The organism is Devosia ginsengisoli, assembly GCF_024707105.1.
In the GTDB taxonomy this organism is placed as follows: Bacteria; Pseudomonadota; Alphaproteobacteria; order Rhizobiales; family Devosiaceae; genus Devosia; species Devosia ginsengisoli_A.
Window position 1 is genome coordinate 934732 of sequence record NZ_JANQAJ010000011.1, and the last position, 16920, is coordinate 951651.

A 16920-nucleotide genomic window follows, 5' to 3' on the forward strand; every position below is an offset into this window, starting at 1 on the left:
CTTGCGATGAAGCTCGCCCGGAAACTATGGCTGCAAAGGCGCAGAAGGGATTGCATGGGCCGTATTATGCCCGTGGCACGCGGGAAGTCAAACCAGCGCCGGAACAGATGAGAAAAGGCGGCCACAAGGGCCGCCTTTCCTCATGGGTCAGGCCTTGGCGAGGGCCTGTTCGAGATCGGCGATGATGTCGTCGATATGCTCGATGCCGATGGACAGGCGCACCAGATCTTCGGAGACGCCGGCGCGGGCCAGTTCCTCGGCGTTGAGCTGGCGGTGGGTGGTGGAGGCCGGATGGCAGGCGAGCGACTTGGCATCGCCGATATTGACCAGCCGCAGGATCATCTGCAGGGCGTCAATGAACTTGCCACCGGCTTCCTGCCCGCCCTTGATGCCGAAGCTGACAATGCCCGAGGCCTTGCCCTTGGTGATCTTCTTCGCCACCGCATTGTACTTGTTGCCGGGCAAGGCGCCGTAATTGACCCAGCTCACCTTGGGATGGTTCGAGAGGAATTCGGCCACCTTGAGCGAATTTTCGCAATGGCGGTCCATGCGCAGGCCCAGGGTTTCGAGACCCATCAGGAACAGGAAGGCGCTGTGGGGCGACAGGGCCGCGCCGGTATTGCGCAAGGGCACGACGCGGCAGCGCCCGATATAGGCCGCCGGCCCCAAAGCCTCGGTATAGACGACGCCATGATAGGACGGATCGGGCTCGTTGAGCACCGCGAAGCGATCCTTGTTGGCCTTCCAGTCGAACTTGCCGCTATCGATGATGATGCCGCCGATGGAATTGCCGTGGCCGCCGATATATTTGGTCAGCGCGTGAACGACGATATCGGCGCCGAAATCGAAGGGGCGGCAGAGATAGGGCGTGGCCACGGTGTTATCGACGATCAGCGGGACGCCATGCTTGTGGGCGATCTGCGCCAGGCGCTCGATATCGACCACATTGCCGGCCGGATTGCCGATGGATTCGCAGAAGACCGCGCGGGTCTTGTCGTCGATGGCGGCCTCGATGGCGGCGAAATCGTCGCCGGCGGCCATGCGCACTTCGATGCCCTGGCGGGGGAAGCTGTGCATGAACAGGTTATAGGTGCCGCCATAGAGCTGGCTGGTGGCGACGATATTCTCCCCCTGCCCCGGTAATGGCCTGGATGGCATAGGTGATGGCCGACATGCCCGAAGCGACCGCCAGCCCGCCAATGCCGCCTTCCATCTCCGCCACGCGCTTTTCCAGCACGTCGGTGGTGGGGTTCATGATGCGGGTATAGATATTGCCGGGGACCGCCAGGTTGAACAGGTCGGCGCCATGCTGGGTATCATCGAAGGTGAACGAGGTGGTCTGGTAGATCGGCACTGCCGCCGACTTCGTCGTCGGGTCCGGCGTATAGCCGTGATGCAACGCCAGCGTTTCGAGCTTCATAATATTCTCCTCTGTCGGGCCGGTGGCCGGCCCCAACTGCAATGCACAATACCCACTATCGGCCGCAGGCCAAGCGCGCGGCCGTCGCAGGGTTCCGGGATTCGACCGGAGTGTTGACAGCCGGAATTATAGCAGTCAAATGAATGATATTGTCCGATGAAAACAAAAAAGCTGGTTTATCTAGGATGGACATCGCTTTAGCAAAGACGTTTCTCGAGATCGCCGAGACGGGCAGTTTTGTTGCGGCAGCGGGGCGTTTGAACGTAACGCAAACCGCGGTCAGTGCGCGGGTTCATGCGCTGGAAGACCAGCTCGGGCGACGCCTTTTCATCCGCAACAAGTCCGGCGCCCGGCTGACGCCGGCCGGCGAGCGCTTCGTGCGCCATGCCACGACGCTGGTGCAGGTGTGGGACCGGGCGCGGCAACAGGTGGGGCTGCCGCAGGGGCGGGTGGACATTGCCAGCGTCGGGGCGGAAATCAGCCTGTGGAACCCTGTTCTGGCTGACTGGCTGGTGTGGATGAAGCATGAAGCGCCCGATATCGCGCTGCGGGCCGAGGTGGATACGCCATCGCGCCTGCAGGAGGCGGTGCATAGCGGGGCGCTGGACATGGCGGTGCTGTATGATCCGCCGCCGCAGGGCGGCAACAGCGTGGTAGAGCTGCTGACCGAGGAAAAGCTGGTCATGGTGACCACCAGCCCGGACGGCGAGCGCGGGCCGCCGGAGGATTATGTGCAGATCGACTGGGGCGCGTCGTTCCAGACCAGCCACCAGGCGGCTTTCCCCGAAATTTCCAGCCCCGGCGTGCTGATCTCGCATGGCCCGCTGGCCCTGCTCTACCTGACGCGGGTGGGCGGCGCGGGCTATTTCCGGCTGAGCGCGGTGCAGCCTTTTCTCGAAAGCGGGCGGCTGCATCGCGTGGCGGATGCGCCCGAATTCTCCTATTCGGTGCATATGGTCTATTCGAGCCGGGCCGAGACTGGATTGATCGACCGCATGCGGCGGGGGTTTCGCTCGAGCACGCCCTGAGTGTCACACGGGCGCGGCGGGACCCTGCGCTTCGAGGAACAGGCGCAGTTGCACCAGTTGGTCGCGCAAGGCGGGGCGGGATATGCGGGGGATGAGGCCGCCGAGGGCCTGCAGGATGAGCGCCTGGGCGGGCAGCTTGCCGGATATGACGGGATGGGGCGGCAGGGCTGCGCCCTGGCTTTCACGGGCCGCGAGGCGGCGCATCTGCAGGGCCCAACTGGCCAGGGTGGCGGATTTTGCGGCAAAGGGCGGCTGGCTCGAGGCGGATGGATCGGCGCCGTGGGCCAGGGCGGTGCGCAAGGCGGCCCGCATCTGGGCGGCGAGCAGCCAGAGATCGTCGGTCAGGTCGGCCTCGCCCATATAGGCGCCGCTCATTTCGCCAGCATAGCAGACGGAGGAGGCGAGTTCGACCTGCTCGTCCGAGGCGGTTGCGGGGGCGAGCAGGGTTTCAGCCTCGGCAACGATCTGCGTCAGCCGGTCGGTGGCGCTGGTGATTGCGGTGATATGACCGATGCCGGTGCCGGCATAGAGCGCCATGGATTCGAAATCGCCGGTCATGGAGCGGAGCGGGGAATCGGTGCTGAAAAGGTAGATCTGGCGGCCTTCTTCGTCGCCGATCACTGTGCGTTCGGAGGCATGGGGATCGCCGCGGGCGCCGCTGGTGATGGCGCTCTTGAGTACGCGGGTGGGGGCATTGGGCGGCCAGTTGATATGGAAGCTGCTGGTCAGCACCGTATCATCGGCCTCGGCAGCCAGCAGGCGCTGCTTGTGATAGGCGTGGGCGAAGGATTCTTCGGTGGCCATGAGGGCGGTGCCCAGCACGATGCCCGAAGCGCCCAGCGCCATGGCGGTGACGAGGTCTGCCCCCGTGGCCATGCCGCCGGCGGCGAGGACGGGGATGTTGACCGCGTCGGCCACTTCGGGGAGCAGGTCTCTGATGGCGCGGGTGCCGCGCACATGGCCGCCGGCTTCGCGGCCCTGGGCGATGACGATCTCGACGCCTGATCGTACCGCCTCGATGGCTTCATCGACCGAGCCGACCTGATGCACCACCATGATGCCGGCGTCGCGCAGGCGCCGCGTCACCTGCTGATCGAGCGTCCAGAAGGTGCAGACCACGGGCACGGCCAACGCGATGAGGGTGGCGACCTGACGCTCCAGCAGGGCTGGATCGGTGGAGGCGGGAATGATGTTCACGCCGAAGCGGCTGTGACCCAATTCGCGCAGGCGGGTGACTTCGCGCTCGATCAGTTTCGGCGGCTCGCGCACCATGCCGAGAAAGCCGAAGCCGCCAGCCGTGGTGACGGCGGCGACCAGTTCGGAGCGGGCAACGCCGCCCATGCCCGCCAGAACGAGGGGGAGCTTGCTCCCCAGCAGGTTGCAGGCGGGGCTGTCGGGCAGCGTCATTTCAGGCCTTTCGCGACGATTGCAGGAAATCGAGCAGCACCAAAGCGTGATTGTGCTGCTCGTCATGGGCGGCGTAGAGCAGGGTCACCTTGCCATGCATGTGGCGCAGTTGGTCCACCGCCTCGGTATTGTCGGAGAGTTCGGCGCGGTAGCGATGGGTGAATTCGTCCCAATTGGCGGGATCGTGGCCGAACCATTTGCGCAAGGCCGGGCTGGGAGCCACGGGTTTGAGCCAGAGATCGAGCTCGGCCTCGTCCTTGCTCACGCCGCGCGGCCAGAGGCGATCGACCAGCACGCGCCTGCCATCATCGGCGGATGGCGGCTCGTAGATGCGCTTGATGGCGAAATGCGGCGGGGCGTCACGCATCGTCGTCGGTCGCCACCAGGACCCAGCCGGGCTGGCCGGCTTTCAGGTCGCGCTCGAAGGTCCAGACTTCGGAGGTGACCGCCACACGGTCGGGACTGCCGGATATGACCCGCCCCTGCCGGTCGCGGGTGACGGACACCAGCTCGGCGACGAAGCGGACATCGATCCAGGCATAGCCCTGATCGCGCCCGGCATCTTCTATCGTCACGCTGCGAAAGCCGATGAACATGGTTTCGGCAGTTTCGCCCCGCGCAGCGCGCTCGGCAAGGGCGCTGGCGAAACTCTCGCGCAAAGCCGGTGACAGCAGGTCGGCGCAGGGGTCCATATTGCCGGCGGCGAAGGCCGCGACGATCATTTCATAGGCGCGGCGGGCGCCATCAAGGAATGTATCGATACTGGTATAGCGGCAGGCCGCGACGATGCGCTTGAGGGTGACGGAAAGAGGGGTATCGCCATCGGGGCCCGGCGTATGGACTGCCGGGCTGGCGCCGGAGGACGGCGCGGGCTGGGGCGCCAGCGGATCGGCCTCGGCAGCCGGAGGGTGGACATTGGTATAGACACGCCAGGAAACGGCGATGGAGAATGCGATCAGCAGATAGTCGAGAATGCTCAGCTCGTTCATCTGGAACTTTCTTCCTCCGGCAACGCGGCCGCAAGAGGCGCCGCTTCCCAGCAGGAGGAGTGAGCGTCTCGATGCTCGTCACCACGCTAGCGCTGGCCAATAAATCAGTCCAACGAATATTATTCGCCGTTTGCATAACAAATTTTGCACTTATTATCGGGGAACGGAGGTTTCGGCCGGGCATTGTATCGGTGAGACTGCATGATCTGGATCAATGACGGGCCGGACCAGGGGCGTAGTCTGGGCGAGAGAGCGAAAGGACATGACATGTACACACGCATCGTTGTCGGCATTGACGGATCGGAACTGGCCACAAAGGCGCTGCGCCACGCGCTGGCGCTGGCCAAGGAAAACAAGGCGCGGCTGTTCGCGGTGACTTCCACCGAGCCGCCCGTGCTCATCGCGCCTGGCGCGGAAATGATGTCGGTCAATACCGGCGAGATCATCGAGGAACTGGAAAAGGCCAAGGCCAGCTCGGCCCAGGAAACGCTTGAGGAAGCCGATGCGCTGGCGAAGGCCGAAGGCGTCAAGCTGGAAAAGACGCATCTGCCATCGAGTATTGCGGCCGATGCGATCCTCGGGATGGCCGACAAGCAGGGCGCCGACCTGATCGTGATGGGGTCGCATGGACGACGCGGGCTGGGCCGGCTGCTGCTGGGCAGCCAGGCCGCCGAAGTGCTGGCGCGGGCCACCATTCCGGTGCTGGTGGTGAAATAGGCTAGCTCGCCGCTAACATGTTAGCGGTGGCGGGATGGCGTGATTTCCAGTATTGGCGCTGCAACGCGAGATCATCGAGTGCAAGCCATGCCCCTGCCCCGCTCCATTGCCGTCATCGATATCGGCAAGACCAATGCCAAGGTGGTGCTGATCGACTCCACGACGCGGCAGCAGGTGGCGGTGCGCAGCATAGCCAATGTGGTGCGGCGCGACGGGCTCTATCCGCGTGCCGATGTGGACATGCTGTGGGGCTTCATCATCGAGAGCCTGCGGGCATTGCAGGCCGCGCATGGGGTGGACGGCATTTCCATCACCACGCATGGGGCAACGGCGGCGCTGCTGGCTGATGATGGCCTGGCCATGCCGGTGCTCGACTATGAGCATGACGGGCCGGGGGAAACGGCCGCGGCCTATGCGACTGTGCGGCCACACTTTGCCGAGAGCCTGTCGCCACGGCTGCCCAACGGGCTCAATCTGGGGGCACAGATCTTCTGGCAGTCGCGGGCGCATGCGGCGGATTTTGCGCGGACAACGGCGATCCTGACCTATCCGCAATATTGGGCCTGGCGGTTGACCGGGGCGATGGCCAGCGAGGTGACGTCGCTGGGTTGCCATACGGATCTGTGGGCGCCGGGGCGTGGCGATTTTTCCGGCATGGTGGCGGCGCAGGGCTGGGCGGGACTGTTTCCGGTGGTGAAGCCGGCGGCATCGGTGCTGGGAACCGTCCGGCCGGACGTGGCGGCGGCGACAGGGCTTGGGGCCGAGACGCCGGTGACCTGTGGCATACACGATTCCAATGCGTCGCTGCTGCCGCATCTGGGAGCGCATGAAGCGCCCTTCACCATTCTGTCGACCGGCACCTGGGCTATTGCCATGACTGTTGGAGGCGATACCGGGCGGCTCGACCCGGCGCGGGACAGCCTGGCCAATGTCGACGCTTTCGGGCGGGCAGTGCCGACGGCGCGCTTCATGGGCGGGCGGGAATTTGACCTGCTGGTGCCTGAAATCGTCGAGCCCGATGCTGACGATATCGCGCGGGTGATTGCGGATGATATTCGGGTGCAGCCGAGCTTCATGCCTGGTGTGGGGCCCTTCCCTGCCGGCGCCGGTCGCTGGACGCAGGAGCCTGTCATGGCAGCGGAGCGGTCGGCGGCGGCTTCGCTTTATCTGGCGCTGATGACGCGGGCGTGCCTCGACCTATGCGGGTTGGGGCGCGAGATCATCATCGAGGGGCCGCTGGCGCGAAATGCGCTGTTCGGGCAGGCACTGGCGCGGCTGGCGGGGGTCCCCGTGAGCGCGTCGGGCGATGCGACGGGGACGAGCCTGGGGGCCAGCATGCTGTTTGGTGCAGGCGAAGGGCATGCTGCGGCGGGGGCGCCGATTGTGCCGCTCGATGTGCCCGGCTTCGACGCTTATGCGCAACGCTGGCGCGACGCCACCGCCTAGCAGCCTTGCGCCCATGGAGGATGCGGGCCAGGCTTCCGGCGCCCATATAGAGGGCAGCATGGAGGTTTGGCATGGCACGGCATCGGGTGGTCATCGTCGGCAGCGGGTTTGGCGGGCTGGCGGCAGCACAGGCGCTTGATGGCGCTGCAGTTGATGTGACGCTGATCGACCGGCGCAACCACCACCTGTTCCAGCCCCTGCTCTATCAGGTGGCGACGGCTTCGCTCAGCACATCGGAAATCGCCTGGCCCATTCGCCATATCCTGCGCAAGCGGGGCGAAGTCATGACCCTGCTGGCGACGGTGACCGGAGTGGATACGGCAAACAAGGCCGTCGTGCTGGAGGATGGCACCAGGGTTCCCTATGACAGCCTGATCCTCGCGACCGGGGCGCGGCATGCCTATTTCGGGCATGACGACTGGGAGAAATTCGCGCCGGGCCTCAAGACGCTGGAAGACGCGACGACCATTCGCCGCAAGCTGTTGCTGGCCTTCGAGGCCGCCGAGCGCGAGAGCGATCCAGACAAAAGGCGGGCGCTGCTGACTTTCGTCATCATCGGGGCGGGGCCGACGGGGGTCGAACTGGCCGGGGCCATTGTCGAACTGGCGCGGGAGACGCTCAAGGGCGAATTCCGCAGCATCCTGCCCGGCGAGGCACAGGTGGTGCTGATCGAGGGCGGGCAACGCGTGCTGGCCAATTTCAAGCCGGAACTATCGGATTATGCGCTCAAGGCGCTGCGCGAGCTGGGCGTGACGGTGGAGCTGGGCGAAGCCGTCAGCGCGGTGGATGACGCGGGCGTGGTCTATGGCGGCAAGAGGCTGGATGCGGCGACCGTCATCTGGGCCGCCGGCGTGCAGGCTTCGCCGGCGGCGAAATGGCTGGGAGTGGAGCCGGACCGGGCGGGCCGGGTGAAGGTCGAGGCGGACCTGACGGTACCTGGGCATCCCGATATCTTCGTGGTCGGCGATACGGCGACGATCACCATGCCTGACGGCAAGCCGGTGCCCGGCGTGGGCGACGGGGCCAAGCAGGGCGGCAAGCATGCGGCACGGGTGATCCGGGCGCGGCTGGCGGGCGGCACCGCGGCCAAACCGTTCCGCTACAAGCATGCGGGGGACCTGGCCACGATCGGCAAGCGGGCGGCGGTTATCGATTTCGGCTGGATCCAGCTCAAGGGCTGGATCGCCTGGTGGGCCTGGGGACTGGCGCATATCTACTTCCTGATCGACACCAAGAACCGGCTGGCCGTGGCGCTGAGTTGGCTGTGGATCTATCTCAGCGGCCAGCGCAGCGCCCGGCTGATCACGCAGGGCGACGCAGAGAAGGCACCGGTCCGGGAGAGTGAGGCTTAGCGCTCCACGGCTTCCACCGCGGTGGTGGCCTTGTGCAGAGCGCGTTCACGGAGCCAGATGTAGAGGCCGCTGGCGATGACGATGGGGGCGCCCAGATAGAGCCAGATATCGGGCGGCTGGTTGAAGATGATCCAGCTCGAGGCGGCCATGAAGATGATCTGGAGATAGGAGAACGGCGCCAGCACCGAGGCGGGGGCGAAGCCATGCGCCACGGTGATGAGCTGATGGCCGATGAAGCCGAAAATCCCCACGGTGAAGAAGGCGATCCAGACCGAAGGTTCTGACGGCCAGACCCAGAAGGGGATGGCGAGGGGCGCGAGGAGAACCGTGGCGAAGAAGCCGACATAGAATTGCTGGGTGGCGGCGGAGTCATGCGCCGCCATGCGGCGGGTCAGCAGGAAATAGAAGGCGGAGAAGACCGCGGCGGCGAGGCACAGCAGGGCCGCCGGATGGAAAGCCTCAGTGCCGGGGCGGACGATGACCAGGATGCCGATGAAGCCCACGCCAATGGCGGTCCAGCGCCGCCAGCCGACCTGTTCGCCCAGGAGCGGCACCGACAGCGCACAGAGAAAGAGCGGCATGGTGAAGGAGATGGCGCCGGTGACTGTCAGCGGCAGATAGCGCACGGCAAGGAAATTGCCGGTGGTGGCGCCGAGCAGCATGGCGGCGCGCAGGGCCTGCATCCTGAAGCTGGCAGTGCGGGCAAGGCCGGTGCCGTGCCTGGGCAGGTTGATGCCGAGCACCAGGACCAGATGCAGGGCATAGCGCAGGAAGACGATCTGCAGGACCGGAATGCCGCCGAGGGCCAGCCATTTGGCCGAGCTGTCTATGCAGGTGAACATGAGATAGGCGGCGAGCGCGAGCCCGATGCCCAACAGGCGACGGTCGCCGATGGGCGCTGTGATGGTCGACATGGCGGTTCCGAAGGGACCGCGCGGATGGGCGCGGCGTTGCACTAGCGTTGGAAGATGCGGGGCGTCCTGTCAATGGAAACTTGTATGGAAGAAGGTGGCCATTCAGCAGCCCTCATGGTGAGCCTGTCGAACCACGAGGGCGTGGCACACCAGCCTCCACTCGCTCGACCTCGTGGTTCGACAAGCTCACCATGAGGTCTCGTAGGCCACGGCGAAGCCTGTTACTCCCCTAGAACGTATCGCGCAGGTTGCGGACTTTGAGCGACTGGACCAGTTCGGCCGGCGACGGGGTGGCGCCGTGGCGGGGGGTGAAGGTGAGTTCGGTCTGGCGGCCCGGCAGGAGCGTCACGGCATTGTCGGAGAAATAGCCGGGGATATCGACGCTGGCGGTGACGAACAAAGCCGGCTTGTCGCTGGTAAGGGTCAGCACGAAATTTCCATCCACATCGGACCAAGCGGCGCGGACCTTGGGCTCGACCAGTTCGTAGGCCTTGTAGGGCTTGGGGAAATAGTCGTTTTCGCCCAGGAGATTGCCCGAGGCATCGCGCCAGGAGAAGAACAGGAATTCGTCTTCGGCGAGATCGGCGGTCTGAAGCGTGGTGACGCTGATGGCGGCATCGGGACCGATGGCTGTATTGCCGGAGAAGACCTTGCGGTCGCCGCCGCCCACTTTGACGGCACGGATTTCGAGGGCGACGGTTACCGGCTTGCCGGTATCGTTGATGCCGCGGAAAGTGATTTCGGCATTATCCGGGCTCGGCACGGCGACGATGTTGACAGGCAGGAAGAAGCGCTTGGCCATATATTGCAGCAGCTTCCACTGCCCGCCGTAATCGAGGCTGGACCAGGAGGCGACCGGCCAGATGTCGTTGATCTGCCAGAACAGGGTGCCCATGCAGCGCGGCTTGGTGGAGCGCCAGTATTCGATGGCGGTCTTGATGGCGAGACCCTGCTGGATCTGGCTCAAAAACACCATCTGGTCGAAATCGCGCGGGAAGCGGAAATAGCGCGTCATGGTCTCGAGGATACGCGCATTGCCGCCATTGTTGCGCTGGTGGTTTTCCATGACCGGGGAGGACGGGTTGCGATCCTTTTCCTCGGCGAAACTCTCGATGACATTCATCGAGGTGAAGGACTGGAAGCCGAATTCGGAGGCGAAGCGCGGATTGACGCTGCGATAGGCGTCGAAGCTCTTGGCCGAATGCCAGACATCCCAATAATGGGTGTCACCCCGCGTATCGGCGTGCCAGCCGTCGGAGAAATCGAGATAGCCCATGGAGGGCGAGGACGGCCAGAAGCGGCGGGCCGGGTCTTCGTCCTCGACGATATTGCCGAGCATGGAATTGAGCCGGTCGTAATTGGCGACGTAGCGCTCGGGAGCTGCCTTGGTCTCGGGATACCAGCTCAGCGAGCCGATCACCTCGTTGTCGCCGCACCAGAGGGCAATGGAAGCATGGTGGCTGAGGCGGCGCACCTGCTGGGTGATTTCGGTGCGGACATTGTCGAGGAAGGGCCGGTCGGACGGGTAGCTCATGCAGGCGAACATGAAATCGTGCCAGAGCAGGATGCCGAGTTCGTCGCAGAGCTCGTAGAAATAGTCGGGCTCGTACTGCCCGCCGCCCCAGATGCGGAGCATGTTCATATTGGCGGCTTTGGCGCTTTCGAGCAGGTCGCGGATGACCGCTGGCGTGATGCGCGAGGGAATGGCGTCGGCGGGAATCCAGTTGGCGCCCATCATGGTGATGTCGCGGCCATTGATGCGGCATTTGAAAGTGTGGTCGATCTCGTCGGGCTCGACGACCCATTCGAGCTTGCGCAGGCCGATCTGTCTTGTGGTCTTTTCGCCTTCGAGGTCGGTCACCAGTTCATAGAGCGGCTGGGCGCCCTGCCCCGCCGGCCACCACAGTTTGGGATCGTGGATGGTGACATTGTGGGTGAAGACATTCTCGCCCGGCTGCACCGAGACCTTGTCCGATATCACCTGGCCATCGATGGTGTGTTCAAGTTCCACTTCACCCTGGGCGAAGGCGAAAAGGCGAGTCTTTATCGACAGTTCGACCGACTTGTTGCCATGGGCCTGATCGACCTGGACGCTCTCCTGCCGAGCCAGACGCGACTTGCGCAGGCTCATCGTGCCATAGACGCCGATGGGCATGAGGCAGATGCCCCAGTCCCAACCGGCATGGCAGGCCGCCTTGCGGATGAAGTTCATATGGATGCCCTTCAACCCATTGGTCATGTAATTGTAGGTGAAGGGGATCGGGAAAGGATGCGCGTCGGCGCGGGCCTTGGCGACGTCGGGGGCGATGGCGAATTCGATCCGCAAAGTGTTGTCGCCTTCGCGCACCCTGCCGGTTACGTCGATATCGTTGCGGAGGAAGCTGTTCTGCGTGTTGGCGACGACTTCACCATTGAGCAGGATGGTGGCGATGCAATCCACTTCGCTGAGGGTCAGCGTCAGGTAGCCGTCGATATCGGCGGCGCTGGCGGTAAAGCTGCGCTCGACCGACCAGGCGGTCTCGTTGACCCACATCACCGTCTTTTCGTTTTCGCCGAAATAGGGATCGGGGATGGCCTTGGCGGCCAGCAAGGCGGTGTGGACGTCGCCCGGCAGGGTGATCGGCGCCGTGAGGTCTGATGTGGGCGAGGACAGGGTAAAGTCACCCGCCAAAGAGATTTCAGAATAAACCAAACCAGCCACCATCGATCTCCTTGCGGGTCTGCAATCGATTGCAGGTGATAGTCGCTCGCCGGGAAAGTGCCAATGGCTTTCTCCGGCGCGCGACAAAAAATGGGGCGCGCGGACCTGGGTTACGCACCGTCAATCTTCCAGCGACACCGAATTGGCGGCTTCGATGGCAGGCTTGAGGATCACGTCGCCCGGCAGGCGCGCCACGAGCCGGTTCATCAGATGCATGAAGCCGATACCCAGGCGTGACGTCGGCACATAGCCATGCGTCGCCATCTGCGCCAGTTTCTGGCTCTTGCCGACGAAAGGACGCATGCGTGCCTCGTAGCGGGCAAAGGCAGCTCCGTGATCGCCAGCGGCCCGTTCGAGTTCCCGAGCCAGCACATAGGCACCCGTTACCGCCATGCCCGACCCCATGCCGGACAGTGGCGTAGCACAAAAGGCCGCGTCGCCCAACAACGCCACCCTGCCCTTCGACCAGCCATCCATGCGCACCTGGCTGACACTGTCGAAGTAGAATTCTTCCGAGGCCAGCATTTCCGGCAGGATGCGCGGCACGGCCCAGCCCTGGCCCTCATAAAGATCCGCCACGATGCGCTTCTGGGCCTGGACATCCCGATGGTCATAGTCGAGCGGATCGGCGTGGAAGAAGAACAGGGCGCGCGCCTCGCTGTTCTGCCGGGCGGGATAGACCGACAGGATGGTGCCCGGGGCATTGAACATCTTGCCCGAATAGCGGAGGCCCAGCAGGTTGGGAATGCGCGCCACGGCCAGATAGAGCCCAAGATGATGCAGAAACTGCTGCTCGGGCCCGAACGCCAGGCGGCGGACTCCCGAATGCTGCCCGTCCGCACCAATCACCAGACCAAAGCGGCGACTTTCGCCACTCTGAAACTGGACGGCAACGCCGTCCGCGTCCTGATTCAGGGCCGCAATGGCGTCGCCGAAGCGATATTCGACGCGGTCGCGCGTCGCCTCGTAGAGAATGTGGACCAGGTCACCGCGCATGATCTCCACCTCGCCACTGGCAAAGCTGGCCGGCATGACGGCCCGGCTGCGATCGCGCGCATCGACATAGTGCATGTCGCCCTGATGCGTCGCCTGACGCTCGATCTCCGGCAGCAGGTCCATGCGACGCAAAACCTCACGCGAAACTCCACGAAAATCCACGGCGTGGCCGGCGATGCGCGGGGCTTGTGACCGCTCGACCACGGTCGGCACGAAACCACGCCGGGCAAGCCAGAATGCCAGGGCCGGGCCTGCAATGCCGGCGCCGGAAATCAGAACGGAATTGTCGGTATTCATCAAACCTCTCCTCGTTGCATGGCGCGATCTATACGACCGTATAATACATATGTATAGATCAAATTCATACAAACGTGTAAATTTTTGCTCCGGGTGCTATGGAGGAGTCGGGCACCGGGCCGGCAGGCCTGAAGTGAATGGAGAAATGGAAGCGTGGGACACCGGGAAGACCTGATGAGAGGGGCGAAGAAGTGCCTGCTGGAGCTGGGTTATGCGCGCACCACAGCGCGCGACATCGTTGCCGCCTCGGGAACCAATCTGGCCTCGATCGGCTATCATTTCGGCTCGAAGGACGCCCTGATGGCGGCCGCGATGATGGAACTGATGGGCGACTGGGGTGACCGGTTCTCGCCACCCAGCATGCGCGATGTGGAAATGTCCTCGCTGCAGCGCTTTTCCGAGGCCTGGCAGCGACTGATCGAGCAGTTCGCCGCCGACCCGCAATTGCTGATTGCGAGCTTTGAGATATTCGCGCAAATCCAGCGGCTGCCGAACCTCAAGGCGATGCTGGCCGGAGCCTACGAACAATTGCGCGGAGAGCTGGCGCTGGACTTCCTGACGCCCACACCCGATTTGGAGGGCAAGAGGTTCAGGGCGGTGAGTTCCTTGCTGCTGGCATTACTATCCGGGCTGGCGGCGCAGTACCTGGCCGACCCCGAACGGGCACCCACGGTCGACGAGATCGTCGACGGCCTGCGATATATCGGCCGGTCACTGGACGCGCTGGCGGGAGAATAGCGTCGCTGACGCCGGTTGCCGGTTATTGCATCGTTGTTATGTTCGGATTCCGAGCCAAATACCTGAATCAGGCCGGCTCGTTTACACATGTATTAGGGTTTGCCCCGGTAACGTCGACGGGTGAGCAAGGAGCTCGTCGGGCTATGAAGAGGCTAGTGCAGTACTTTGCCGTTCCGGACGACCCGGAACTGGTGCAGGCACAGGCCCTTGCCTTCGGCCGGCAGGTGCCGCTGATGTATGGCATCCTGCTGGTCAATTCGTTGGCGCTGGCCGCGACCCATACAAGCGCTCCCGACCTGCTGCGGCTCTATGTGCCGGGTCTGCTGACGCTGGTCTGCCTGGTCCGCATCGCCGTCTGGTGGCGGTCGCGCGGTGGCGGCATCACCTATTCCAAGGCCCGCCGGCTGCTGCGCAGCACGTTGTGGGTATCGGCCCTGCTCGGCATCGGCTTTTCGAGCTGGGCGCTGAGCCTTTATCCCTATGGCGGGCCGTATCAGCAATCGCATATCGCCTTCTATATGGGCATTACCAGCATTGGCTGCGTCTATTGCCTGATGCATCTGCGCGGAGCGGCGACGATGGTGGCGCTCAGCGTCATCATTCCCTTCGTGGTGTTTTTCGTCGTGAGCGGCAACCTGGTCTTCGGCGCCCTGGCGGTCAACCTGGTGCTGGTGGTCGGCGCGCTGATGGTGGTGCTGCTCAACAATTACCGGGATTTCGGCGCGCTGGTGGCATCGCGTGGCGAGATGGAGCGCAAGCAGGCCGAAACCCAGCGCCTGTCGGATGAAAACCATCGGCTGGCCAATGTGGACAGCCTGACCGGGCTGCCGAACAGCCGCTCGTTCGAGCGACACCTGCAGGCGGCGTTGGACCAGGCCGAGGCGGACCAGACCCGGATCGGCGTGGCGCGGCTGGATATCGACAGCTTCAAATCAATCAATGACATATTCGGCCAGGTGATCGGCGACCGCGTGCTGGTGGAGATCACCAAACGCATCAATGCGCTGCGCCGGCCCTCGACTTTCGTGGCGCGGCTGGGCTCGAACAGTTTTGCGCTGATCCTGCCAGAGATGAGTGACGAGGCGGCTTTGCAGGCCTGTGGCGACGTGCTGACCGAAGCCATGCGGCCAGCATTCGCGTTCAAGGTCGGCACGGTGCATCTGTCGGCCTCGGCCGGCCTGGCGGTGTCACAGCCCGGCGATACGGCCGATATGCTGTTCGACCGGGCGGACTATGCGACCGGCGTGGCCAAGCGTGACGCCAGGGGCCGCGCGCTGGTGTTTTCGGAGCGGCATGCGGATGAACTGAGCCGGGTGCGGCGGATGGAACATGCGCTGCATACGGCCGATCTCGACGCGGAAATCTACATCCTGTTCCAGCCGCAATTCGATATCGCGCTAAACCGGACGACCGGCTACGAAGTGCTGGCGCGCTGGCGCAGCCCTGACCTGGGCGAGGTATCGCCGGGCGAATTCATTCCCCTGGCCGAGCGGACGGGGATGATCTCCAAGATCACCCAGACCGTGTTGCGCAAGGCGCTGGCGATGTCGGGAACCCTGCCCAAGCCACTGCGCCTGTCGGTGAACCTGTCGGCGCATGACCTGGGCTCGACCACGGCCATGGAAGCCATCGCCATGCTGGTGGAGCAGGCCGGCAGGCCATGCCGCGTGGATTTCGAGATCACAGAAACTGCCGTCATGCGCGATATCGGCCAGGCCAATGAAGGGCTGCTGGCCCTGCTGGCACTGGGTTCGCGCATCGCGCTCGACGATTTCGGCACGGGCCATTCGAGCCTGACCCACGTGCAGAAGCTGCCGCTCGATCGCATCAAGGTGGATCGCAGCTTCGTCAAGGAAGTCACCAGCGACCCGACCAGCCGGGCCATCATCAAGACCACGGTCGATCTCTGCCGGAACCTGGGCATTTCCTGCGTGTTCGAGGGCATCGAGACGGAGGAACAGCTCGACGCCCTGCTCGGCCTCGGCGGCACGGTGATGCAGGGTTACCTGTTCGGCCGGCCGATGAGCGCGGACAAGGTGCTCGAGCATATCGCGGACGAGAATCAGGGCTGGCAGCGGCATCGCCGCCGGATATTCGGCGCGGCGAGCTGAGGGCTCCACCGTGGTGGCTTGACATGTGACCATTTAGTCACCTATTGTCCAGGCCGTGGACGCAATCTTCAAGGCCTTGAGCGATCCAACCCGGCGGGCACTACTCGATGCGCTGCGCCGGCGGGATGGACAGACACTGACCGATCTCGAAGCCGGGATGGGCATGACGCGCTTCGGCGTCATGAAGCATCTCGGTGTGCTTGAAGACGCCAATCTCGTGGTGACCCGCAAGGTCGGCCGGTTCAAGCATCACTATCTCAACGCCGCTCCGATCCAGGAGCTGGCGGACCGCTGGATCGCGCCCTATGCCAAGCCGCTGGCGCGGTATGCGGTGGATTTGAAACGACAGCTAGAGGAGCCCACGCCCATGGCCGCCACGCCAGATTTCATCGTCGTCACCTATATCCGCACCACACCAGCCGCGCTCTGGGAGGCCATCGTCAATCCGGAGATGACCCGGCAGTATTACTATGGCAGCCGGGTGCAACCCGACCTCAGGGTCGGCGGCCGGTTCCACTACCTCGATCCGGAGGGGAAGGTGAATCTCGATGGCGAGATCATCGAGATCGAGCCGACCAAAAAGCTCGTCACCACCTTCAAGGCGACGTGGGCGCCGGAGGGCAAGGAGACCCGGGTAATGTACGAAATCGAGCCGATAGGCGAGATGTGCAAGCTCACTCTCACCCATTTCGATGCGGCGGCCGCCAAAGCCGGTGTCGAAGAGGGCTGGCCGCTCATCCTTGCCGGTCTCAAGACGTTGCTGGAAACCGGCAAGCCGATGGCGTCGAGCGGCATGTAAGGGAA

General features: G+C 64.0%; 13 protein-coding genes and 1 pseudogene. 7 read left to right on the top strand and 7 right to left on the bottom strand.

Annotated features, from left to right (window positions below; genetic code table 11):
* Window positions 1–147 precede the first annotated feature (147 nt).
* A pseudogene (locus NVV79_RS18680) lies at window positions 148–1420 on the bottom strand (O-acetylhomoserine aminocarboxypropyltransferase/cysteine synthase family protein).
* A 185-nt stretch (window positions 1421–1605) separates the two neighbouring features.
* Between NVV79_RS18680 and NVV79_RS18685 the strand changes: the two are divergent.
* The gene (locus NVV79_RS18685) at window positions 1606–2448 is read left to right on the top strand and encodes a LysR family transcriptional regulator (RefSeq protein WP_303992455.1); all 843 of its coding nucleotides are present in this window, start codon (window positions 1606–1608) and stop codon (window positions 2446–2448) included.
* A 3-nt stretch (window positions 2449–2451) separates the two neighbouring features.
* Here NVV79_RS18685 and NVV79_RS18690 read toward each other — a convergent pair whose 3' ends face one another.
* From NVV79_RS18690 to NVV79_RS18700, 3 genes are read right to left on the bottom strand one after another with little or no spacing between them, the layout of a single operon-like run.
* Entirely contained in the window at window positions 2452–3855 is a 1404-nt protein-coding gene (locus NVV79_RS18690) for a nitronate monooxygenase family protein (protein WP_303992457.1), read from the bottom strand.
* A 1-nt stretch (window position 3856) separates the two neighbouring features.
* Complete coding sequence (locus tag NVV79_RS18695; protein WP_303992459.1) at window positions 3857–4222, bottom strand: DUF488 domain-containing protein; 366 nt, start codon at window positions 4220–4222, stop codon at window positions 3857–3859.
* Window positions 4215–4844 (bottom strand): Tim44/TimA family putative adaptor protein, encoded by a 630-nt coding sequence (locus NVV79_RS18700; protein WP_303992460.1) that lies wholly within the window; start codon window positions 4842–4844, stop codon window positions 4215–4217. Before NVV79_RS18700 ends, NVV79_RS18695 begins: the two co-directional genes overlap by 8 nt.
* 267 nt (window positions 4845–5111) lie before the next feature.
* On the opposite strand from NVV79_RS18700, the gene NVV79_RS18705 reads away from it, so the two are divergent.
* The 3 genes from NVV79_RS18705 (at window position 5112) to NVV79_RS18715 (ending at window position 8359) form a co-directional block, all read left to right on the top strand.
* Window positions 5112–5561 (top strand): universal stress protein, encoded by a 450-nt coding sequence (locus NVV79_RS18705; RefSeq protein WP_303992463.1) that lies wholly within the window; start codon window positions 5112–5114, stop codon window positions 5559–5561.
* Window positions 5562–5648: 87 nt separating this feature from the next.
* Entirely contained in the window at window positions 5649–7007 is a 1359-nt protein-coding gene (locus NVV79_RS18710) for an FGGY-family carbohydrate kinase (RefSeq protein ID WP_303992466.1), read from the top strand.
* Window positions 7008–7078: 71 nt separating this feature from the next.
* Window positions 7079–8359, top strand: coding sequence for an NAD(P)/FAD-dependent oxidoreductase (locus NVV79_RS18715; RefSeq protein ID WP_303992468.1), 1281 nt, complete (start codon window positions 7079–7081; stop codon window positions 8357–8359).
* On the opposite strand, the gene NVV79_RS18720 is transcribed toward NVV79_RS18715, so the two are convergent.
* From NVV79_RS18720 to NVV79_RS18730, 3 genes are all read right to left on the bottom strand, one after another.
* On the bottom strand, window positions 8356–9273 hold the full coding sequence (locus NVV79_RS18720) for a DMT family transporter (RefSeq protein WP_303992471.1): 918 nt from the start codon (window positions 9271–9273) through the stop codon (window positions 8356–8358). The two genes, NVV79_RS18715 and NVV79_RS18720, sit on opposite strands and share 4 nt — an antisense overlap.
* A gap of 229 nt (window positions 9274–9502) precedes the next feature.
* Entirely contained in the window at window positions 9503–11974 is a 2472-nt protein-coding gene (locus tag NVV79_RS18725; RefSeq protein WP_303992473.1) for a glycoside hydrolase family 2 protein, read from the bottom strand.
* 120 nt (window positions 11975–12094) lie between these two features.
* Window positions 12095–13267, bottom strand: a complete 1173-nt coding sequence (locus tag NVV79_RS18730) for an FAD-dependent monooxygenase (RefSeq protein ID WP_303992476.1) — start codon at window positions 13265–13267, stop codon at window positions 12095–12097.
* A 174-nt stretch (window positions 13268–13441) separates the two neighbouring features.
* On the opposite strand from NVV79_RS18730, the gene NVV79_RS18735 reads away from it, so the two are divergent.
* The 3 genes from NVV79_RS18735 (at window position 13442) to NVV79_RS22700 (ending at window position 16915) form a co-directional block, all read left to right on the top strand.
* Window positions 13442–14005, top strand: coding sequence for a TetR/AcrR family transcriptional regulator (locus NVV79_RS18735; protein WP_303992479.1), 564 nt, complete (start codon window positions 13442–13444; stop codon window positions 14003–14005).
* Between the two features lie 143 nt (window positions 14006–14148).
* Window positions 14149–16116 carry a bifunctional diguanylate cyclase/phosphodiesterase gene (locus NVV79_RS18740; protein ID WP_303992481.1) on the top strand — a complete coding sequence of 656 codons (1968 nt, stop codon included), beginning with the start codon at window positions 14149–14151 and terminating at the stop codon, window positions 16114–16116.
* 55 nt (window positions 16117–16171) lie between these two features.
* Window positions 16172–16915 carry an ArsR/SmtB family transcription factor gene (locus NVV79_RS22700; protein ID WP_369684743.1) on the top strand — a complete coding sequence of 248 codons (744 nt, stop codon included), beginning with the start codon at window positions 16172–16174 and terminating at the stop codon, window positions 16913–16915.
* Window positions 16916–16920: the final 5 nt, after the last annotated feature.